Consider the following 18,462-nt stretch of genomic DNA (forward strand, 5'->3'; position numbering starts at 1 on the left):
CATGAGCACCAACATCGAGGAGCTCAACCCGGGCCTGAAGGACCTGGGCAAGTACGAGTACGGCTGGGCCGACCGGGACGAGGCCGGAGCCTCGGCGCGGCGCGGGCTCTCCGAGGCCGTCGTGCGCGACATCTCGGACCGGAAGAACGAGCCGCAGTGGATGCTGGACCAGCGCCTCAAGGCGCTGCGCCTCTTCGGCAAGAAGCCGATGCCCCATTGGGGCGCGGACCTGTCGGACATCGACTTCGACAACATCAAGTACTTCGTGAAGTCCACCGAGAAGCAGGCCACCAGCTGGGAGGACCTGCCCGAGGACATCCGCAACACCTACGACCGTCTCGGCATCCCCGAGGCCGAGAAGCAGCGGCTCGTCGCCGGCGTCGCCGCGCAGTACGAGTCCGAGGTCGTCTACCACCAGATCCGCGAGGACCTGGAGGAGAAGGGCGTCCTGTTCCTGGACACCGACACCGCCCTGCGCGAGCACGGCGACCTGTTCCGTGAGTACTTCGGGTCGGTCATCCCCTCGGGCGACAACAAGTTCTCCGCGCTCAACACCGCCGTCTGGTCCGGGGGCTCGTTCATCTACGTGCCCAAGGGTGTCCACGTCGACATCCCGCTGCAGGCCTACTTCCGGATCAACACCGAGAACATGGGCCAGTTCGAGCGCACCCTCATCATCGCCGACGAGGGCTCGTCGGTGCACTACGTCGAGGGCTGCACCGCCCCGATCTACAAGACCGACAGCCTGCACAGCGCGGTCGTCGAGATCGTGGTGAAGAAGAACGCCAAGGTGCGCTACACCACCATCCAGAACTGGTCGAACAACGTCTACAACCTCGTCACCAAGCGGGCCACCTGCGACGAGGGCGCGACCATGGAGTGGATCGACGGCAACATCGGGTCGAAGGTCACGATGAAGTACCCGGCCGTCTTCCTGCTCGGCGAGCACTCCAAGGGCGAGACCCTGTCCGTCGCCTTCGCGGGCGAGGGCCAGCACCAGGACGCGGGCTCCAAGATGGTGCACGCCGCGCCGCACACCTCCTCGACCATCGTGAGCAAGTCGGTGGCCCGTGGTGGCGGCCGGTCGTCCTACCGCGGCCTGGTCCAGATCAACGAGGGCGCGCACCACAGCCGGTCCTCGGTCGTCTGCGACGCGCTGCTGGTCGACCAGATCTCCCGGTCCGACACCTACCCCTACGTCGACGTCCGCGAGGACGACGTGCAGATGGGCCACGAGGCGACCGTCTCCAAGGTGTCCGAGGACCAGATGTTCTACCTCATGTCCCGAGGCATGTCCGAGACCGAGGCCATGGCGATGATCGTGCGCGGCTTCGTGGAGCCGATCGCCCGCGAGCTGCCCATGGAGTACGCCCTCGAGCTCAACCGCCTCATCGAGCTGCAGATGGAAGGAGCCGTCGGCTGATGTCGCTTCTTGTCGACGAGACGACCCAGGACCACCAGGACCCCCAGGCCCAGATCGGCGGGGACCACCGCATCCCCGACCAGTCCCGCGCAGCGCGCACCCGGTCCTTCGACGTGGACGCCTTCGGCGTCCCGACCGGGCGCGAGGAGGAGTGGCGGTTCACGCCGGTCGACCGGCTGGCCGGTCTCTTCTCCGACGCCGCCACCGACGACCGGGAGGGTGACGCCGCCGCCGACGTCGCCGTCCAGGCCCTCGACGGCGTGACTGTGGGGACGCTGGCCCCGGGCCAGGCGCCCCGCGGCACCGTGCTGGTGCCCGAGGACCGCGGCGCGGCCGTCGCCTCGGCCAACACCGGGCAGGCCCTGCACGTCGCGATCGCCGCCGAGGCCGAGCTGTCCCAGCCGGTGCGGGTCGACGTCACCGGCCGCGGCGCGGGCCGCCGCTCCAACGGGCACGTCGTGCTGGAGGCCGGCGCGCACAGCAAGGCGCTGGTCATCCTCGACCACACCGGGGCCGCGGACCACACCGGCAACCTCGAGGTCCTTGTCGGGGACGGCGCGGAGGTCACCGTCGTGTCCCTGCAGCGCTGGGACGACGAGGCCCTGCACCTGGCGCAGCACGAGGCGCTCGTGGGCCGGGATGCGACCTACAAGCACATCGCGGTCTCCATCGGCGGCGGCATCGTGCGGATGAACTCCAACGTCCGGTATGCCGGGCCCGGCGGGGACGCGACGCTGCTCGGCGTCTACTTCGCCGACGCCGGTCAGCACCTGGAGCACCGCTCCTTCGTCGACCACAACGCCCCCCGGTGCACCTCGCTGGTGACCTACAAGGGCGCCCTGCAGGGCGACACCGCCCGCACGGTCTGGGTGGGCGACGTGCTCATCCGGGCCGAGGCCGAGGGCATCGACACCTACGAGCTCAACCGCAACCTCGTGCTCACCGACGGCGCGCGCGCCGACTCGGTCCCCAACCTGGAGATCGAGACCGGTGACATCGCCGGTGCGGGTCACGCGAGCTCGACCGGACGGTTCGACGACGAGCAGCTCTTCTACCTCATGTCGCGCGGCATCACCGAGGACGAGGCCCGGCGCCTGGTCGTGCGGGGCTTCTTCGCCGACATCATTGCCAAGATCGGGGTCCCGGAGGTCGTGGAGACCCTCATGACGGCGATCGACGAGGAGCTCTCGCTCACCATGGGGAGGACCCCCGCCGCATGAGCGAGCCCGTCCGTGTCTGCTCGGTCGACGAGCTGCCCTCCGAGGTGGGGGCGGTCGTCGCCGAGATCGAGGGTCGCCGCGTGGCCATCGCCCGCGACAGCGCGGGCGAGCTCCACGCCTTCGACGACACCTGCAGCCACGCCAACGTCAGCCTGGCCGAGGGCGAGATCGAGGGCCAGCACATCGAGTGCTGGCTGCACGGCTCGCAGTTCAACATGACCACCGGGGCGCCGGAGCAGCTGCCCGCGACCATCCCGATCGCCGTGCACGAGCTGCGGGTGGACGAGGACGGCAGCGTCCTCGTCACCCTGCGCACGACCACGGCCGGCGTCTGAGCCCGGCCCCGGCACCACGACATACCCACCTGTTGCACCAAGGAGAAGCATGACCACCCTGGAGATCAAGAACCTGCAGGTCAGCGTTGAGACCGAGGACTCCGCCAAGGAGATCCTCAAGGGCGTCGACCTCACCATCAACTCCGACGAGACCCACGCCATCATGGGCCCGAACGGCTCGGGCAAGTCGACCCTGGCCTACGCCGTCGCCGGCCACCCGAAGTACACCGTGACCGGCGGCCAGGTCCTGCTGGACGGCGAGGACGTCCTGGCCATGGGCGTCGACGAGCGGGCGCAGGCGGGGCTCTTCCTCGCGATGCAGTACCCCGTCGAGGTGCCGGGCGTCACCGTGTCCAACTTCCTGCGCACCGCCAAGACCTCGATCGACGGCGAGGCCCCCAAGCTGCGCCACTGGGTCAAGGACGTCAAGGGCGCCATGGAGGCGCTGCGCATGGACCCGGCCTTCGCCGAGCGCAACGTCAACGAGGGCTTCTCCGGCGGCGAGAAGAAGCGCCACGAGATCCTCCAGATGGAGCTCATCGAGCCCAAGATCGCCATCCTCGACGAGACCGACTCCGGCCTGGACGTCGACGCGCTCAAGGTCGTGTCCGAGGGCGTCAACCGGGTCAAGGACAAGACCGGGCTGGGCGTCATGCTCATCACCCACTACACGCGCATCCTGCGCTACATCCAGCCCGACTACGTGCACGTCTTCGTCAACGGCCGGGTGGCCGAGTCCGGTGGTCGCGACCTGGCCGACCGGCTCGAGGAGGAGGGCTACGACCGCTTCCTCACCGCCGGCGTCTGAGGACGGAGGACACCGAGGTATGACGACGGGACAGCTGGCGGCCCAGCCGCTGAGCCGGGTGGAGATCGGCCGGATCCGCGCCGACTTCCCCCTGCTGCGCCGCACTGTGCGCGGCGGGCGTCCCCTCGTCTACCTCGACAGCGGCGCCACCTCGCAGAAGCCCCGGGTCGTGCTGGACGCCGAGCGGGAGTTCTACGAGCGGCACAACGCCGCCGTGCACCGCGGTGCGCACCAGCTGGCCGAGGAGGCCACGGACGCCTTCGAGGGCGCGCGGGAGACCGTCGCGCGCTTCCTGGGGGCCGGCACCGGCGAGGTCGTCTTCACTAAGAACGGCACCGAGGGCCTCAACCTGCTGGCCTACGCCTTCTCCAACGCGGGGGCGCCCGGCGCCCTCGACGGTGCGGACGACTCCTGGGCGCGGCGGCTGCGGCTGGGCACCGGTGACGAGGTCGTGGTGACCGAGATGGAGCACCACGCCAACCTCGTGCCGTGGCAGGAGCTGTGCCGGCGCACCGGGGCCACGCTGCGCTGGATCGGGGTGGACGACGACGGCGAGCTCGACGTCGCCCGTCTCGACGAGGTCGTGGGGGAGCGGACCCGCGTGGTCGCCCTCACCCACGTCTCCAACGTGCTCGGCACCGTCAACGACCTCGGCCCCGGGTCGCCGGTGGTCGCGGCGGCCCGCGCCGTGGGCGCGCTCGTCGTGGTGGACGCCTGCCAGTCCGCGCCGCACCTCGACATCCGTCCGCTCACCGCCGCGGACTCCGGGGTGGACGCCCTGGTCTTCACCGGGCACAAGACCCTCGGGCCCAGCGGGGTCGGGGTGCTCTGGGCGCGGCGTGGGCTGCTGGAGGCCATGCCTCCCTTCCTCACCGGGGGCTCGATGATCGAGGTCGTCCGGATGGAAAGGTCCACCTATGCCCCGCCGCCGGCGAAGTTCGAGGCGGGGGTCCCCATGGCCGCGCAGGCCGTCGGTCTCGCCGCCGGGCTCGACTACCTCACCGAGGTGGGGCTGGACCGGGTGCACGCGCACGACCAGCAGCTCATGCGGCATACCCTCGACCTGCTGGCCGACCGGCCCTGGCTCCGGGTGCTGGGCCCGCCGGACCCGCAGCGCCGGATCGGTGCGGTCTCCTTCGTCGCCGACGGGGTGCACCCGCACGACGTGGGCCAGGTGCTCGACGACTCCGGCGTCGCGGTCCGCACGGGTCACCACTGCGCGTGGCCGCTGCACCGACGGTTGCGGGTGCCCGCCTCGACCCGCGCGAGCTTCGGGATCTACACCAGCCTGGAGGAGGTCGACACCCTCGCCGAGGCGCTCGACCGGGTGCCCGGCATCTTCGGACTGGCGGGCTGAGAGGAGCGCGACGCTGATGGACCTGTACGGCGAGCTCATCCTCGACCACGCGAAGCGGCCGCAGCACGCCGGCCTGCGCGAGCCCTACGACGTCGAGGTCAACCACGTCAACCCCACCTGCGGCGACGAGATCAGCCTGCGGGTGCACCTGGAGACCGTGGCCGGCGGCGCCCAGGACGGCGCCCCGGTGCTGCGCGACGTGTCCTACGACGCGCTCGGCTGCTCGATCTCGGTGGCCTCCGCCTCCGTGCTCGCGGAGGAGTCACTGGGCCGGCCGGTCGCCGAGACCCTGGAGACCTACCGGCACCTGCACGCCATGCTCACCAGCCGCGGGACGGACCCCGGCGACGCCGAGCAGATCGGCGACGCCGTCGCCTTCGCCGGTGTCGCGAAGTACCCTGCGCGCGTGAAGTGCGCCCTGTTGCCCTGGACCGCCTACCTCGACGCCCTCGCGCGCGCCGGCGCGGACATCTCCGCCGCCAGCGAGCGACCCGAGGGCGCCTGACCGACCACCGACCCGACGCCCCACCTCTGGAGGAACGCATGACCACCACCACCCCGCCCAACGTCGCCGACGTCGAGGAGGCCCTGCGCGACGTCGTGGACCCCGAGCTCGGGATCAACGTCGTCGACCTCGGCCTCGTCTACGGCGTCACCGTGGACGCGGCCAGCCACGCCGTCATCGACATGACCCTCACCTCGGCCGCCTGCCCGCTGACCGACGTCATCGAGGACCAGGTCGCGCAGAGCCTGGAGGGTCTGGTCACCAGCCACCGGATCAACTGGGTCTGGATGCCGCCGTGGGGCCCGGACAAGATCACCGAGGACGGGCGCGAGCAGCTGCGCGCGCTCGGCTTCAACGTCTGAGGCGCGAGCCTCCCCGATGACCTCGACCCACCTCGTCGACGTCGCTCCCGAGCGGCTCGCGGGGTGGGTCGACCGGTTCACGGCCTCCCACGGGCCGCTGTCCTGGTCGGTCGTGACCGACGACACGGCCGGGGCCTGGGAGGCGCGGGCCCAGGACGGGTCGTGGGCCCGGATGCGGTCCTGGCGCACCCCGGGCGCGGACGACACCGAGGGGCCGGCGCCGGGCTGGGAGCAGTCGCCTGCGCTGCTGGTGGTCCTGGTCCGACGTGGGGGGTATGCCGTCGCCCTGGTCGGCCCGGACGGGTCCCTGGCGCGGCACAAGGTCGGTACCCGGCACGTGCAGTCGCGCACGGCGGCCGGAGGGTGGAGCCAGCAACGCTTCGCCCGTCGCCGGGCGAACCAGGCGGACGTGCTCGTCGAGGCGGTGGCGGGGCATACCGTGCGGCTGCTGGGGGAGGGGTCGACGGACCGGGGGAGCGTGCCCGGGGGCCTGGTCCTGGGCGGTGACCGCGGCCTGGCCGAGGCCGTCCTGGAGGAGCTGCCGGCGTCGACGGGCGCCGTGACCGGGCTGCCGCGGCGGACGCTGTGGGACCTCCCGGACCCGCGCCGCGCGGTCCTCGACGACGCGGTCCGGCGCGGCCGCGCGGTGCGCGTGCAGGTTCACAACGCCTGAGCACCGAGCGTCGCGGATGGTTGCCCCACACGCCACCGAGCGCCGCCCGTGGTGGCGGACCACCACGGACGGCGCCCGGTCGGTGTCGGGGGTGCCGCCGCCGAAGGTCAGGCGGGGGAGCCGCTGGGTGCCGGCCCCGCGGGGGCCGGCTCCTTCGGCTGCTCCTGCGCCCAGGGCAGGCCGCGGCGGTCGCCGTCGTAGACGTCCTGGTCGAGGATGCCCTCGCGCTTGGCCACGATCGTGGGGACGAGCGCCTGGCCGGTGACGTTGGTGGCGGTGCGCCCCATGTCCAGGATCGGGTCGACCGCGAGGAGCAGACCCACGCCCTCCAGCGGCAGCCCCAGCGTGGACAGCGTCAGCGTGAGCATGACGGTCGCACCGGTGACGCCCGCGGTGGCGGCCGAGCCCAGCACCGAGACGAAGGCGATGAGGAGGTACTCCGTCACGCCGAGGTCGACGCCGAAGAACTGGGCCACGAAGATCGCGGCGACGGCCGGGTAGACCGCGGCGCAGCCGTCCATCTTGGTCGTCGCCCCCAGCGGCACGGCGAAGGCGGCGTAGGCCCGGGGCACCCCGAGGTTGCGCTCGGTGACGGACTGGGTGACCGGCAGGGTGCCGATCGAGGAGCGCGACACGAAGCCCAGCTGCATGGCGGGCCACACGCCGGTGAAGAACTGCTTGACCGAGAGGCCGTGCAGACGCAGCAGGACGGGGTAGAGGACGCCGACGACGAGCAGCAGACCGGCGTAGATCGCGAGGGTGAACCGGCCCAGGGAGCCGATGGTCTCCCAGCCGTAGGACACGATGGCGTTGCCCAGCAGGCCGACGGTCGCGAGCGGGGCGAGCAGGATGACCCACCACAGGACCTTCTGCACGACGCTGAGGGCGGAGCGGGTGAAGGCCAGGAACGGGTCCGCGTCCTTGCCGACCTTGACCACCGCGACCCCGACGGCGATGGCCAGGATGAGGATCTGCAGGACGTTGAAGGACAGGCTGACGCCGTCCTCGCCCTCCCGGGCGTAGATCCCGAGGCTGTTGGCCGGGATGAGACCGGTGAGGAAGTCCAACCATCCACCCGTGCTGGAGGGCGCGGCGGCGTCCGCCGTGGTGACCCCCGCACCCCGGGCGGGGTCGACGACCCAGCCGACGACCATACCGATGGACACCGAGATCAGGGCGGTGATGGCGAACCACAGCAGCGTCTGCCACGCCAGACGGGCCGCGTTGGTCACCTGTCGCAGGTTGGCGATCGAGGACACGATCGCGAGGAAGACCAGCGGCGGGACGATGGTGCGCAGCAGGGTGACGAACGAGGAGCCGATGATGGACAACGTCTCGGACAGCCAGGTGGGGTTGTCGGCGCTGGCGCCGGTGGACCGGGCCACCAGGCCCAGCACGACACCCAGCACGAGGCCGATGAGCACCTGGGTGCCGAAGGACACCCGACGAAGACGGGACAGCACGGCGGAACCTTCCGGTGGGGGATGAGGTGGTGCAACCCTCGTCCCAACAGGGCGTTATGGCCCGGCTATTCCGGCCCTCCGGCTGTGACCTCGCTCACCCCTCGTAGTCGTCGACGCTGGCCGCGGCGAAGGTGTCGCACCGGTTGGCGTCGCCCGACTCGTAGCCCCGCATGAACCAGCCCATGCGCTGCTCGGAGCTGCCGTGGCTCCAGGTGTGCGGGGTGACCTGGCCCTGCACCCGCTCCTGGATGGAGTCGTCGCCGACGGCCGAGGCGGCCGACAGCGCGGACTCGACGTCCTCGCGGGTCAGCTCCTCGAGCAGGGCGTTGCCCTCGTCGTCCTCGGTCCGGGTGGCGTTGCCCGCCCAGGCGCCGGCGAAGCAGTCCGCCTGCAGCTCGACCCGTACCGCCCCGGACTCCGGGCCGCGCGGGTCCTGCTGGGAGTACTGGAGCGCCCCGGTCCAGTTCTGGACGTGGTGGCCGTACTCGTGGGCCAGGACGTACATCTGGCTGAAGCTGCCTCCGTCGGCTCCCAGCTGGCCCTCGAGCTGGTCGAAGAAGCCGGTGTCGAGGTAGATCCGCCGGTCCAGCGGGCAGTAGAACGGCCCCACGGCGCTCGAGGCGGACCCGCACTGGGTCTGCACCGACCCGGAGAAGAGGATCGCGGTGGTGGGGTCGGCGTCCGGCAGCACGGCCGTCCAGTAGTCCTCGAGCGAGACCATCGTCGCCTTCATCCGGCAGTCGACGTCGGCGTTGGCGTCGGCTCCGGTCCGGCACTGCGCCAGGTCGACGTTCTCCGCCTGGGGGGCCGGCTCCTCCGGCGACCCGAGCACCTGGCCCGGGTCCCCGCCCAGCAGCATGACCACCAGCGCGATCACCAGGGCGCCGAGACCTCCGCCGACCGCCACCTTGCCGCCACCGCCGGCGCGACGCGCGCGCCCGCCGCCGATGTTGGCGTTCTCCCTGAAGGTCATCGATGCTCCGTCCCGGTGCGTCCGCGCCGGTCGGGGGACCGGGGCCACAGCGCGTAGACTAGTCACGAGCCCCCCCAGGACGCGACCGCACCCGAGGCCGTCCGGGAGCCACCACACCCCTCCCTGCAGCGCCGTTCCCGTGCTGCCCGCCACCCGTGAAGGAGCCCGTCCGTGATCAGCGCCGCCGGTGTCGAGGTCCGCGTGGGCTCTCGCCTGCTCATGGAGGACGTCACCTTCCGCGTCGGCCCGGGTGACCGGGTCGGGCTCGTGGGTCGCAACGGGGCGGGCAAGACGACCCTCACCCGGATGCTCTCCGGCGAGGGGCAGCCGGCGGGCGGCACCATCACCCGCACGGGTCAGATCGGCTATCTCCCCCAGGACCCGCGCACCGGCGACCTGGAGGTGCTGGGGCGCGACCGGATCCTGTCCGCGCGCGGACTCGACGAGATCATCCGGGGGCTGCGCCGGGCCGAGGAGACCATGGCCAGCGGCGACGGCGAGGAGCGCGAGCGGGCGATGGCCCGCTACACCCGGCTGGACGCGGAGTTCAGCAGCCGGGGCGGGTACGCCGCCGAGTCCGAGGCCGCCTCCATCGCGAGCAGCCTGGGCCTGCCGGACCGGGTGCTGGAGCAGCCCCTGCGCACCCTCTCCGGCGGGCAGCGGCGCCGCATCGAGCTGGCCCGCATCCTCTTCTCCGGCGCGGACACCCTCCTGCTCGACGAGCCGACGAACCACCTGGACGCCGACTCCGTCGCCTGGCTGCGCGAGCACCTCAAGAGCCACACCGGCGGCCTCATGGTGATCTCGCACGACGTCGACCTCATCGAGACCGTCGTGACCAAGGTGTTCTACCTCGACGCCAACCGGCAGGTGCTGGACGTCTACAACATGGGGTGGAAGGCCTACCTCGCGCAGCGCGAGGCCGACGAGCGGCGGCGCCACCGGGAGCGGGCCAACACCGAGAAGAAGGCGACCGCGCTGCTGGCGCAGGCCGACAAGATGCGCGCCAAGGCGACCAAGGCGGTCGCTGCCCAGAACATGGCTCGCCGGGCCGAGCGGATGATGGCCGGGCTCGAGGGGGAGCGGCGGAGCGACAAGGTGGCCAAGCTGCGCTTCCCGACGCCCGCGTCGTGCGGGCGCACCCCGCTCACCGCGGAGGGGCTGTCGAGGTCCTACGGCAGCCTGGAGATCTTCACCGACGTCGACCTGGCGATCGACCGGGGGTCCAAGGTGGTCGTGCTGGGGCTCAACGGCGCCGGCAAGACGACGCTGCTGCGCCTGCTCGCCGGCATCGACGACCCGGACACCGGGGAGGTCCAGCCCGGGCACGGGCTCAAGCTCGGCTACTACGCCCAGGAGCACGAGACGCTGGACGTGCACCGCAGCGTGCTGGACAACATGAAGTCGGCCGCCCCGGACCTCGACGAGACCGAGACCCGCAAGGTGCTGGGCTCCTTCCTCTTCTCCGGTGACGACGTCGACAAGCCGGCCGGCGTGCTCTCGGGTGGGGAGAAGACGAGGCTGGCCCTGGCGACCCTCGTCGTGTCCGCCGCCAACGTGCTGCTCCTGGACGAGCCGACCAACAACCTCGACCCGGCCTCCCGGGAAGAGGTGCTCTCCGCGCTGCGTTCCTACGAGGGTGCCGTCGTCCTGGTCAGCCACGACGAGGGCGCCGTGCAGGCGCTCGAGCCCGAGCGGGTCCTGCTGCTCCCGGACGGGGTCGAGGACCTGTGGGGACGTGACTACGAAGAGCTCATCGCCCTGGCCTGAGGGCGTCGGAAAGGTGGCCCGGTGACGGTCGGTATGCGCGGCGGCACGTTCCGCAGCTTCGCCAAGGACCGCAGCGTCCAGGACCGCCGCATCGGGCGGGACACCGCGCGCCGGGTCGCGTCCTACGGCCGCCCGTTCCTCGGCAAGATCGGCGCCTACCTCGCGCTGACGATCCTCGCCGGTGCCCTGGTGACGGCGGTCCCCCTGCTGCTGGGGCGGATCATCGACGACGGTGTCGAGGTGGGGGACCGCGACGTCGTCATCCGGCTCTCCCTCCTGGTGGCCGGCCTCGCGGTGCTCGAGGCGGTGGTGACCATCGTGACGCGCTGGTTCGGCTCGCGGATCGGTGAGGGTCTCATCTACCACCTGCGGCGCCAGGTCTTCGCGCACGTCCTGCGGCAGCCGATCGCCTTCTTCACCCGCGCCCAGACCGGCGCCCTCGTCTCGCGGCTCAACACCGACGTCATCGGGGCGCAGACCGCGTTCACCTCGATCCTGTCCGGCTTCGTCAGCAGCCTCGTCCAGCTCGTGCTCATCCTCGTCGCGCTGTTCTCCATGAGCTGGCAGATCACCCTGCTGGCCCTGCTCCTCGTGCCGATCTTCATCATCCCGGCCCGCTTCATGGGGGCGCGGCTCTCCGCGCTCACCCGGCGCCAGATGGGGCTCAACGCCGACATGCAGGCGCGGATGACCGAGCGCTTCAACGTGGGCGGCGCCTTGCTCGTGCGGCTCTTCGGGCGACCCGCGACCGAGGACGAGGAGTATGCCGAGCGCGCGGCCGGGGTGCGCGACGCCGGCGTCTCGATCTCGGTGAACCGGGTGTTCTTCATGGCGGCCCTCGGCCTGGTGGCGGCGCTGGCCACCGCCCTCGTCTACGGCATGGGCGGCCTCATGGTCGTCGCGGGGTCCCTGACGACGGGGACCCTGGTGGCCATGTCGACGCTGCTCACCCGGATGTACGGCCCGCTGACCTCGCTGTCCAACGTGCGGGTCGACATCATGACCGCCCTGGTGAGCTTCGAGCGGATCTTCGAGGTGCTCGACCTGCGCCCGCTGGTGGCGGAGGCCGACCGGCCCCGCGCCATACCCTCCGGTCCGGTGTCGGTGGACCTCGACGGGGTCAGCTTCGCCTACCCCTCCGCCGACGAGGTGTCCATCGCCTCGCTCGAGCAGCGGCCCGAGGCCGAGACCCAGGACGGCCACCGGGTGCTCCAGGACGTCACCGCGACCGTGCCGGCCGGGTCCATGGTGGCCCTCGTCGGACCCTCCGGCGCCGGCAAGACCACGCTCACCACGCTCGTGGCCCGCCTCTACGACCCCACGGCCGGCCGGGTCCGGATCGGGGGCGTGGACCTCAGGGAGGCGTCCTTCGAGTCGCTGCGCCAGACCGTGGGCGTGGTGACCCAGGAGGCGCACATGTTCAACGACACGGTCCGCGCCAACCTGCTCTACGCCCGCCCCGAGGCCCAGGAGACGGAGATCTGGCACGCCCTGGAGGGGGCCAGGATCGGCGACCTCGTGCGGCGGCTCCCGGACGGCCTAGACACCGTGGTCGGCGACCGCGGGCACCGGCTCTCGGGCGGGGAGAAGCAGCGCCTGGCCATCGCCCGCCTGCTCCTGAAGTCACCCGCCGTGGTCGTGCTGGACGAGGCGACCGCGCACCTGGACAGCGAGTCCGAGGCGGCCGTGCAGCGGGCCCTGGACGAGGCGCTGCACGGGCGCACCTCGCTCGTCATCGCCCACCGCCTCTCCACAGTGCGCGACGCGGATCAGATCCTCGTGCTCGAGCACGGCCAGATCGTCCAGCGCGGCACCCACGAGCAGCTGCTCGCCGAGGGCGGCCTCTACGCCGCGCTCTACCGGACCCAGTTCCGCGACTGACCCCGGACCGGGCCGGTCAGGCGTCCTCCTCGTCCCAGATCCGCACCTTGCGCCTCCGCGGCGGGCGGCGCCCCGCCGCGGAGGGCGGCCCGGGTCGTGACCCCACCGGCACCGGCGGGTCGCCCGGCCCCGGCTCGGGCGCGGCCTCGTCCTGCGCCTCGCGGCGGGCCATGACGAGCACGAGCAGCACCCCCACCGGCACCGTGAGCCACCACTGCAGGGCGTAGGCCAGGTGGGACCCCAGGCCGGTGTCCGGCGCCGCCAACGGCTGGGGCCGGGTCGCCGGGGCAGGCTCCTCCTCGTCCAGGACGAGATAGGCCGAGCGCAGGTCGAGGGAGGTCGCCGCCTCCAGGGCCCCCAGGTCGATCGAGGCGAGCTGTCCCTGGACCGGGGCCCGGCCCAGGTCACGCTCGGAGGGCAGCAGCCATCCCGTCACCGTGACCTGCCCGGTGGGGGCGTCCGGCACGTCCGGCAGCTGCTGCGCGGTGGGCGCGTTGGGGACCCACCCACGGTCGACCGCGATCGAGGTCCCGTCCGGGAGGGCCAGGGGCACCAGCACCTCGTAGCCGAAGACGCCCTCGTAGGGGCGGTTGCGCACGAGGTGCTGCTGGTCGGTGAGGTACCGCCCGGTCGCCTCGACCCGGGTCCAGCGCTGGGCGTCCGCGAGCTCGTCCTCCCGCCCCAGGGCCTCGTCGAGGGGCACCGGGGTCTGGCCGTAGTTGGCCTCGACCACCGCCCGGTCCTCGACCCTGCCCTCGTGCCGGTTCCACTGCCAGGTCCCCAGGCCGGCGGTGACGACGGCGAAGAGGACGGCGAGCGCGAGGTAGCCGAGCCAGCGGGGCCGGCGCAGGACCTGCCACACCTCAGCCGTCCGCCTCGGTCAGCTCGTCCACGCCGACGACCTCGAGGAGGAAGCCGCGCAGCTGCAGGAAGTCGCGCAGGTGCTCCTCGTGCGCCGGGCAGACCAGCCAGACCTTGCGACGCCCGGCGGTGTGCAGCCGGGGGTTGCGCCACACGACGGCACGCTCGGCCTGCTGACGGCAGGCCTTGGCGCTGCAGACGAGCCCGGGTCCCGCCGGCGTCACGACGCGTCGGGGCCGCGTGGGGTATGCCGGTCGCTCACGACCGTGCCGGTGATGACGGCTCCGCTGCGGGCACGGTCGGCGGCGCCCGGGTCGGGCGCAGGACCGGTGCCCAGGCCGCGGGTCGGCGCCTGCGGCGCCGAGGCCGGCCCGCGTCTCTGGTCCACCGCGTTGGCGACCATGACCGCGAAGGCGGGGATGACCACGGCGAGGAAGACGGCCACCCAGGCGAGGGCATACCGCTGGGTGGTGAACGCCCAGACCGCCACGGGGAAGGAGACCGTCCGGATGCCCATGGCGGTGAGGTACTGCCACATCCGGCGCTTGCGGTCCTCCTCGACGGAGCGCCGCGCGCTCGTCACCCCCTGTGCGGGACGTCGTGCTCCGGCGCGCGGGGCGGAGGAGGTGGGCACATCTCCACGATACGACTACGGTGGCCCCGTGACGAATCCCAGCGCCCCCTCCGCCCCCTCGGCCGTCCTCGTGACCGGTGGCAACCGCGGCATCGGCCTGGCCATCGCCCGCGCCTTCGCCGAGGCCGGCGACGACGTCGTCATCACCCACCGCAGCGGCCAGCCCCCCGAGGGGCTGCGTGGCGTGCGCTGCGACGTGACCGACGCGGCCAGCGTGGACGCCGCCTTCACCGAGGCCGAGCAGCTCCTCGGACGCCCGGTGGAGGTGCTCGTCGCCAACGCCGGGATCACCAAGGACACCCTCCTCATGCGGATGAGCGACGAGGACTTCGACGCGGTCCTCGACACCAACCTCGCCGGCGCCTTCCGGTGCGCGCGTCGGGCCTCCAAGGGCATGATCAAGGCCCGCGCGGGCCGGATCATCCTCATCTCCTCCGTGGTGGGGCTCTACGGCTCCCCGGGGCAGACCAACTACGCCGCGTCCAAGGCCGGGCTGGTCGGGCTCGCCCGCTCGATCACCCGTGAGCTGGGGGGCCGCGGGATCACCGCCAACGTCGTCGCCCCCGGCTTCATCGAGACCGAGATGACCGAGCAGCTGACCGAGGACCGGCGCGCGACCTACCTGTCCGGGATCCCGGCCGGCAGGTTCGCCCGGCCCGAGGAGGTGGCCGGGGTCGTGCGCTTCCTGGCCGGCCCGGACGCGGCCTACGTCACCGGCGCGGTGATCCCCGTCGACGGCGGGCTGGGGATGGGCCACTGAACCCGACCGGGCGACACGGACCGCAGGGCGCCGGATCACGGCGGGGGACGCACTAGAGTTCCCCCATGCTCCTCGAGGGAAAGAAGCTCCTGATCACCGGTGTCCTCATGGACACCTCCATCGCCTTCCACGTGGCCCGGCTCGCCCAGGAGCAGGGAGCCGAGGTGGTGCTCACCTCGTTCGGCCGGACCCTGAAGATCACCCAGGCGATCAGCCGCCGCCTGCCGCGGGCCGCGCCGGTCATCGAGCTGGACGTGCAGAACGACGAGCACCTGGACACCCTCGCCGACCGCGTGGGTGAGCACACCGACCACCTCGACGGGGTGCTGCACTCCATCGGCTTCGCCCCCCGGGGGGCCTTCGACTTCCTCGGCGCGTCCTGGGAGGACGTCGCGACGGCGATGCAGGTCAGCGCCTACTCGTTGAAGTCGCTCGCGGTGGCAGCGCTGCCGCGCATGCGCGAGGGCGGGGCGGTCGTCGGCCTCACCTTCGACGCGCAGTACGCCTGGCCGGTCTACGACTGGATGGGGGTCTCCAAGGCGGCCTTCGAGGCGACCAACCGCTACCTGGCCCGGGACCTGGGGCCGAAGGGGATCCGCTCCAACCTCGTCTCGGCGGGGCCGATCTCGACCACGGCGGCCAAGTCCATCCCCGAGTTCGACCAGTTCGCCCGGTGGGGGGAGCACTCACCGCTCGGGTGGGACGTCAAGGACCCGGTGCCCGCGGCCCAGGCCTGCGTGGCCCTGCTCTCGGACTGGTTCCCGGCGACGACCGGCGAGATCGTCCACGTCGACGGCGGCTTCCACGCCACCGGCTTCTGAGCCGGGGTCGTCCCTCCCGAGGCCGTCCTGCGCGGCCCTAGGTCCTACTCCGAGATCACGGTGCCCTTGCCGACGACGACGATGCCCGAGTCGGTGACGGTGAACCCCCGGCGCCGGTCGTGCTCGTGGTCGACGCCGACGTGAACACCGGCCGGCACGAAGACGCCCTTGTCGATGATCGCGCGGTGGATCTGGCACGAGCGACCGATCTCGACCCCGTCCATGAGCACCGAACCCGTCACGTGACTGAAGCTGTGCACCGTCACGCGCGGTGAGAGGACCGAGTCGCTCACGGTGGCCCCGGAGATGACGCACCCGGGGGAGACTGCCGAGTTGACGGCGTGACCGATGCGGTCGCCGGAGCCGTGGACGAACTTCGCCGGCGGCTGAGGGCCGTAGTTGGTGAAGATCGGCCAGGCCTCGTTGTAGAGGTTGAACACCGGGTGCACCGACACGAGGTCGAGGTGGGAGTCGTAGTAGGAGTCGATGGTCCCGACGTCGCGCCAGTAGCCGCGGTCCCGGTCGGTCGCCCCGGCGATCTCGTTGTCCTTGAAGTCGTAGACCCAGGCGTCGCCCTTGTCGACGAAGGCGGGCACGATGTCGCCGCCCATGTCGTGCTTGGACCCCTCGTTGAGGGCGTCCATGCGCACCGCCGCCTCCAGCGCCTCGGTGGTGAAGACGTAGTTGCCCATGGAGGCCAGCACCTCGTCGGGGGCGTCCGGCAGGCCGCGCGGGTCGCTGGGCTTCTCCAGGAACTCCCGGATCTGGCGGGGGTCCTCGCGCCGGACGTCGATGACCCCGAACTGGTCGGCCAGGCTGATCGGCTGGCGGATGGCCGCCACCGTGCAGCCGGCGCCGGTCTCGACGTGCTGCTCGACCATCTGGGCGAAGTCCATGCGGTAGACGTGGTCGGCCCCCACGACGACGACGATGTCCGGCCGCTCGTCGTGCACGAGGTTGAGGCTCTGGTAGATCGCGTCCGCCGAGCCGGAGAACCAGCTCTTGCCGAGCCGCTGCTGGGCGGGGACCGGCGCGACGTAGTTGCCGAGCAGGGTCGACATCCGCCACGTCTTGGTGATGTGGGCGTCCAGGCTGTGCGACTTGTACTGGGTCAGCACGACGATCTTGAGGTAGCCGGAGTTGACGATGTTGGACAGGGCGAAGTCGATGAGCCGGTAGATCCCCCCGAACGGGACGGCCGGCTTGGCCCGGTCGGCGGTCAGCGGCATCAGCCGCTTGCCCTCCCCACCCGCCAGGACGATCGCCAGGACCTTGAGCCGACTGCCTCGTTGCGCTGCCATGGGACCAACCTAGACGTGTCGTCAACCCCTGGCCAGGGGGAGGGGCAGCGGCTACGTTGAGGGCGTGCGCATCGACATCCTCACCCGCGAGTACCCCCCCAACGTCTACGGCGGAGCCGGCGTCCACGTCGCCGAGCTGACCCGCGCCCTGCGCGCCGTCGACGGCACCCAGGTGCAGGTCAGAGCGTTCGACGAGCCCGCGGACGAGCCCGGCACGACCGGGTATGCCGTCCCCGAGGACCTCGCGGACGCCAACGGTGCGCTGCGCACCCTCGGCGTCGACCTGCTCATGGCGCGCGACGTCGCCACCGGCGGCGCGGACCTCGTGCACAGCCACACGTGGTACGCCAACATGGGCGGGCACCTCGGGGGCGCGCTGGCGCAGATCCCGCACGTCGTGAGCGCGCACAGCCTGGAGCCGCTGCGTCCGTGGAAGGCCGAGCAGCTGGCCGGTGGGTATGCCGTCTCCTCCATGGTCGAGAAGGTCGCCTACGAGGGCGCGGCCGGGGTCATCGCCGTCTCCGCGGGCATGCGCCGGGACATCCTGGCGGCCTACCCCGACGTGGACCCGGACCGGGTCCACGTCGTGCACAACGGCATCGACGCCGACCTGTGGCAGCGGGACACCTCCGACGCCGCGGCCGAGTTCGTGCGGTCGAAGGGGATCGACCCGCACGCGCGCAGCGTGGTCTTCCTCGGGCGCATCACCCGGCAGAAGGGCCTGCCGTTCCTGCTCAAGGCCCTGCGCGCCCTCGACGACGACGTGCAGGTCGTGCTGCTGGCGGGCGCGCCGGACACCGAGGAGATCAAGGCCGAGGTCATCGCCCTGGTGGACCAGCTGCGGACCGAGCGCGGCGAGCAGGCGGCGCCGGTGGTGTGGATCGACGACATGCTCCCGCGCCACCAGGTCATCGCCGTGCTCTCGCACGCCACCGCCTTCGTCTGCCCCTCCGTCTACGAGCCGCTGGGCATCGTCAACCTCGAGGCGATGGCCTGCGGCGCCGCCGTGGTCGCGACCGCCACGGGCGGCATCCCCGAGGTCGTCGTCGACGGCGAGACCGGCTGGCTGGTGCCCATCGAGCAGGTCCAGGACGGCACCGGCACGCCGGTCGACGAGGACGCCTTCGTCGACGACCTGGGCCGGGCCCTCGTCGAGGCCTGCTCGGACGCCGAGGAGGCGCGCCGCCGTGGCGAGGCCGGGCGGGCGCGGGCCGTGGAGCAGTTCAGCTGGACCACGGTCGCCGAGCGCACGGTCGAGGTCTACCGCGCGGTCCTGGAGGGTCGGGCCCCCGACCTGCCCGAGCTCGGCTGAGGC

The 18,462-nt window shown here is 72.0% G+C and carries 19 protein-coding genes; 13 read left to right on the plus strand and 6 right to left on the minus strand.

Annotated elements, in window-relative coordinates:
• Position 1 precedes the first annotated feature (1 nt).
• Genes sufB through Q0967_RS07640 form a run of 8 tightly spaced genes read left to right on the plus strand, consistent with a single transcriptional unit; the run spans position 2 to position 6,683 of the window.
• On the plus strand, positions 2-1,423 hold the full coding sequence (sufB, locus tag Q0967_RS07605) for a Fe-S cluster assembly protein SufB (protein WP_298749486.1): 1,422 nt from the start codon (positions 2-4) through the stop codon (positions 1,421-1,423).
• A complete protein-coding gene (sufD, locus tag Q0967_RS07610) occupies positions 1,423-2,643 on the plus strand; it encodes a Fe-S cluster assembly protein SufD (RefSeq protein ID WP_298749483.1) in 1,221 nt (406 codons plus the stop codon). The genes sufB and sufD overlap by 1 nt, the downstream gene beginning before the upstream one ends.
• Positions 2,640-2,978, plus strand: a complete 339-nt coding sequence (locus tag Q0967_RS07615; RefSeq protein ID WP_058891048.1) for a non-heme iron oxygenase ferredoxin subunit — start codon at positions 2,640-2,642, stop codon at positions 2,976-2,978. Before sufD ends, Q0967_RS07615 begins: the two co-directional genes overlap by 4 nt.
• Positions 2,979-3,027: 49 nt before the next feature.
• Complete coding sequence (gene sufC, locus Q0967_RS07620; RefSeq protein WP_298749477.1) at positions 3,028-3,786, plus strand: Fe-S cluster assembly ATPase SufC; 759 nt, start codon at positions 3,028-3,030, stop codon at positions 3,784-3,786.
• A gap of 19 nt (positions 3,787-3,805) precedes the next feature.
• The gene (locus Q0967_RS07625; protein WP_298749474.1) at positions 3,806-5,143 is read left to right on the plus strand and encodes a SufS family cysteine desulfurase; all 1,338 of its coding nucleotides are present in this window, start codon (positions 3,806-3,808) and stop codon (positions 5,141-5,143) included.
• A gap of 16 nt (positions 5,144-5,159) precedes the next feature.
• Positions 5,160-5,648: a Fe-S cluster assembly sulfur transfer protein SufU gene (gene sufU / locus Q0967_RS07630; protein WP_298749473.1), complete on the plus strand. Its 489-nt coding sequence runs from the start codon at positions 5,160-5,162 to the stop codon at positions 5,646-5,648.
• 38 nt (positions 5,649-5,686) lie between these two features.
• Entirely contained in the window at positions 5,687-6,010 is a 324-nt protein-coding gene (locus Q0967_RS07635) for a metal-sulfur cluster assembly factor (RefSeq protein ID WP_010148516.1), read from the plus strand.
• A 16-nt stretch (positions 6,011-6,026) separates the two neighbouring features.
• Positions 6,027-6,683, plus strand: a complete 657-nt coding sequence (locus tag Q0967_RS07640) for an acVLRF1 family peptidyl-tRNA hydrolase (RefSeq protein WP_298749468.1) — start codon at positions 6,027-6,029, stop codon at positions 6,681-6,683.
• A 107-nt stretch (positions 6,684-6,790) separates the two neighbouring features.
• Here Q0967_RS07640 and Q0967_RS07645 read toward each other — a convergent pair whose 3' ends face one another.
• Complete coding sequence (locus Q0967_RS07645) at positions 6,791-8,146, minus strand: dicarboxylate/amino acid:cation symporter (RefSeq protein WP_298749466.1); 1,356 nt, start codon at positions 8,144-8,146, stop codon at positions 6,791-6,793.
• Positions 8,147-8,240: 94 nt separating this feature from the next.
• Positions 8,241-9,119, minus strand: coding sequence for a neutral zinc metallopeptidase (locus tag Q0967_RS07650; RefSeq protein ID WP_298749464.1), 879 nt, complete (start codon positions 9,117-9,119; stop codon positions 8,241-8,243).
• Between the two features lie 171 nt (positions 9,120-9,290).
• On the opposite strand from Q0967_RS07650, the gene Q0967_RS07655 reads away from it, so the two are divergent.
• Together Q0967_RS07655 and Q0967_RS07660 are read left to right on the plus strand one after the other, a co-directional pair.
• Complete coding sequence (locus Q0967_RS07655) at positions 9,291-10,889, plus strand: ABC-F family ATP-binding cassette domain-containing protein (protein WP_298749462.1); 1,599 nt, start codon at positions 9,291-9,293, stop codon at positions 10,887-10,889.
• Positions 10,890-10,922: 33 nt separating this feature from the next.
• Positions 10,923-12,770 (plus strand): ABC transporter ATP-binding protein, encoded by a 1,848-nt coding sequence (locus Q0967_RS07660; protein WP_298749460.1) that lies wholly within the window; start codon positions 10,923-10,925, stop codon positions 12,768-12,770.
• A 16-nt stretch (positions 12,771-12,786) separates the two neighbouring features.
• Here Q0967_RS07660 and Q0967_RS07665 read toward each other — a convergent pair whose 3' ends face one another.
• Genes Q0967_RS07665 through Q0967_RS07675 form a run of 3 tightly spaced genes read right to left on the minus strand, consistent with a single transcriptional unit; the run spans position 12,787 to position 14,265 of the window.
• Complete coding sequence (locus Q0967_RS07665; RefSeq protein WP_298749456.1) at positions 12,787-13,632, minus strand: SURF1 family protein; 846 nt, start codon at positions 13,630-13,632, stop codon at positions 12,787-12,789.
• Position 13,633: 1 nt separating this feature from the next.
• A complete protein-coding gene (locus Q0967_RS07670) occupies positions 13,634-13,855 on the minus strand; it encodes a hypothetical protein (protein ID WP_298749454.1) in 222 nt (73 codons plus the stop codon).
• Positions 13,852-14,265 (minus strand): DUF3099 domain-containing protein, encoded by a 414-nt coding sequence (locus Q0967_RS07675; protein ID WP_298749452.1) that lies wholly within the window; start codon positions 14,263-14,265, stop codon positions 13,852-13,854. The genes Q0967_RS07670 and Q0967_RS07675 overlap by 4 nt, the downstream gene beginning before the upstream one ends.
• Positions 14,266-14,293: 28 nt before the next feature.
• Here Q0967_RS07675 and fabG point away from each other — a divergent pair, with 28 nt between their 5' ends.
• Positions 14,294-15,025, plus strand: a complete 732-nt coding sequence (gene fabG, locus Q0967_RS07680; protein WP_298749450.1) for a beta-ketoacyl-ACP reductase — start codon at positions 14,294-14,296, stop codon at positions 15,023-15,025.
• 65 nt (positions 15,026-15,090) lie between these two features.
• Positions 15,091-15,846 (plus strand): enoyl-ACP reductase FabI, encoded by a 756-nt coding sequence (gene fabI / locus Q0967_RS07685; RefSeq protein ID WP_298749447.1) that lies wholly within the window; start codon positions 15,091-15,093, stop codon positions 15,844-15,846.
• Between the two features lie 44 nt (positions 15,847-15,890).
• On the opposite strand, the gene glgC is transcribed toward fabI, so the two are convergent.
• On the minus strand, positions 15,891-17,147 hold the full coding sequence (glgC, locus tag Q0967_RS07690; protein WP_298749444.1) for a glucose-1-phosphate adenylyltransferase: 1,257 nt from the start codon (positions 17,145-17,147) through the stop codon (positions 15,891-15,893).
• Between the two features lie 64 nt (positions 17,148-17,211).
• Here glgC and glgA point away from each other — a divergent pair, with 64 nt between their 5' ends.
• The gene (glgA, locus tag Q0967_RS07695) at positions 17,212-18,459 is read left to right on the plus strand and encodes a glycogen synthase (RefSeq protein ID WP_298749442.1); all 1,248 of its coding nucleotides are present in this window, start codon (positions 17,212-17,214) and stop codon (positions 18,457-18,459) included.
• The last annotated feature ends 3 nt before the right edge of the window (positions 18,460-18,462 follow it).

It is taken from the genome of uncultured Serinicoccus sp., from assembly GCF_947500995.1.
Lineage (GTDB): Bacteria > Actinomycetota > Actinomycetes > Actinomycetales > Dermatophilaceae > Ornithinicoccus.

Bases quoted from the DNA above. Each gene is read 5' to 3' on its own strand.
- sufB (WP_298749486.1), top strand. From the start codon at position 2: ATGAGCACCAACATCGAGGAGCTCAACCCGGGCCTGAAGGACCTGGGC.
- sufD (WP_298749483.1), top strand. From the start codon at position 1,423: ATGTCGCTTCTTGTCGACGAGACGACCCAGGACCACCAGGACCCCCAG.
- Q0967_RS07615 (WP_058891048.1), top strand. From the start codon at position 2,640: ATGAGCGAGCCCGTCCGTGTCTGCTCGGTCGACGAGCTGCCCTCCGAG.
- sufC (WP_298749477.1), top strand. From the start codon at position 3,028: ATGACCACCCTGGAGATCAAGAACCTGCAGGTCAGCGTTGAGACCGAG.
- Q0967_RS07625 (WP_298749474.1), top strand. From the start codon at position 3,806: ATGACGACGGGACAGCTGGCGGCCCAGCCGCTGAGCCGGGTGGAGATC.
- sufU (WP_298749473.1), top strand. From the start codon at position 5,160: ATGGACCTGTACGGCGAGCTCATCCTCGACCACGCGAAGCGGCCGCAG.
- Q0967_RS07635 (WP_010148516.1), top strand. From the start codon at position 5,687: ATGACCACCACCACCCCGCCCAACGTCGCCGACGTCGAGGAGGCCCTG.
- Q0967_RS07640 (WP_298749468.1), top strand. From the start codon at position 6,027: ATGACCTCGACCCACCTCGTCGACGTCGCTCCCGAGCGGCTCGCGGGG.
- Q0967_RS07650 (WP_298749464.1), bottom strand. From the start codon at position 9,119: ATGACCTTCAGGGAGAACGCCAACATCGGCGGCGGGCGCGCGCGTCGC.
- Q0967_RS07660 (WP_298749460.1), top strand. From the start codon at position 10,923: ATGCGCGGCGGCACGTTCCGCAGCTTCGCCAAGGACCGCAGCGTCCAG.
- fabI (WP_298749447.1), top strand. From the start codon at position 15,091: ATGCTCCTCGAGGGAAAGAAGCTCCTGATCACCGGTGTCCTCATGGAC.
- glgC (WP_298749444.1), bottom strand. From the start codon at position 17,147: ATGGCAGCGCAACGAGGCAGTCGGCTCAAGGTCCTGGCGATCGTCCTG.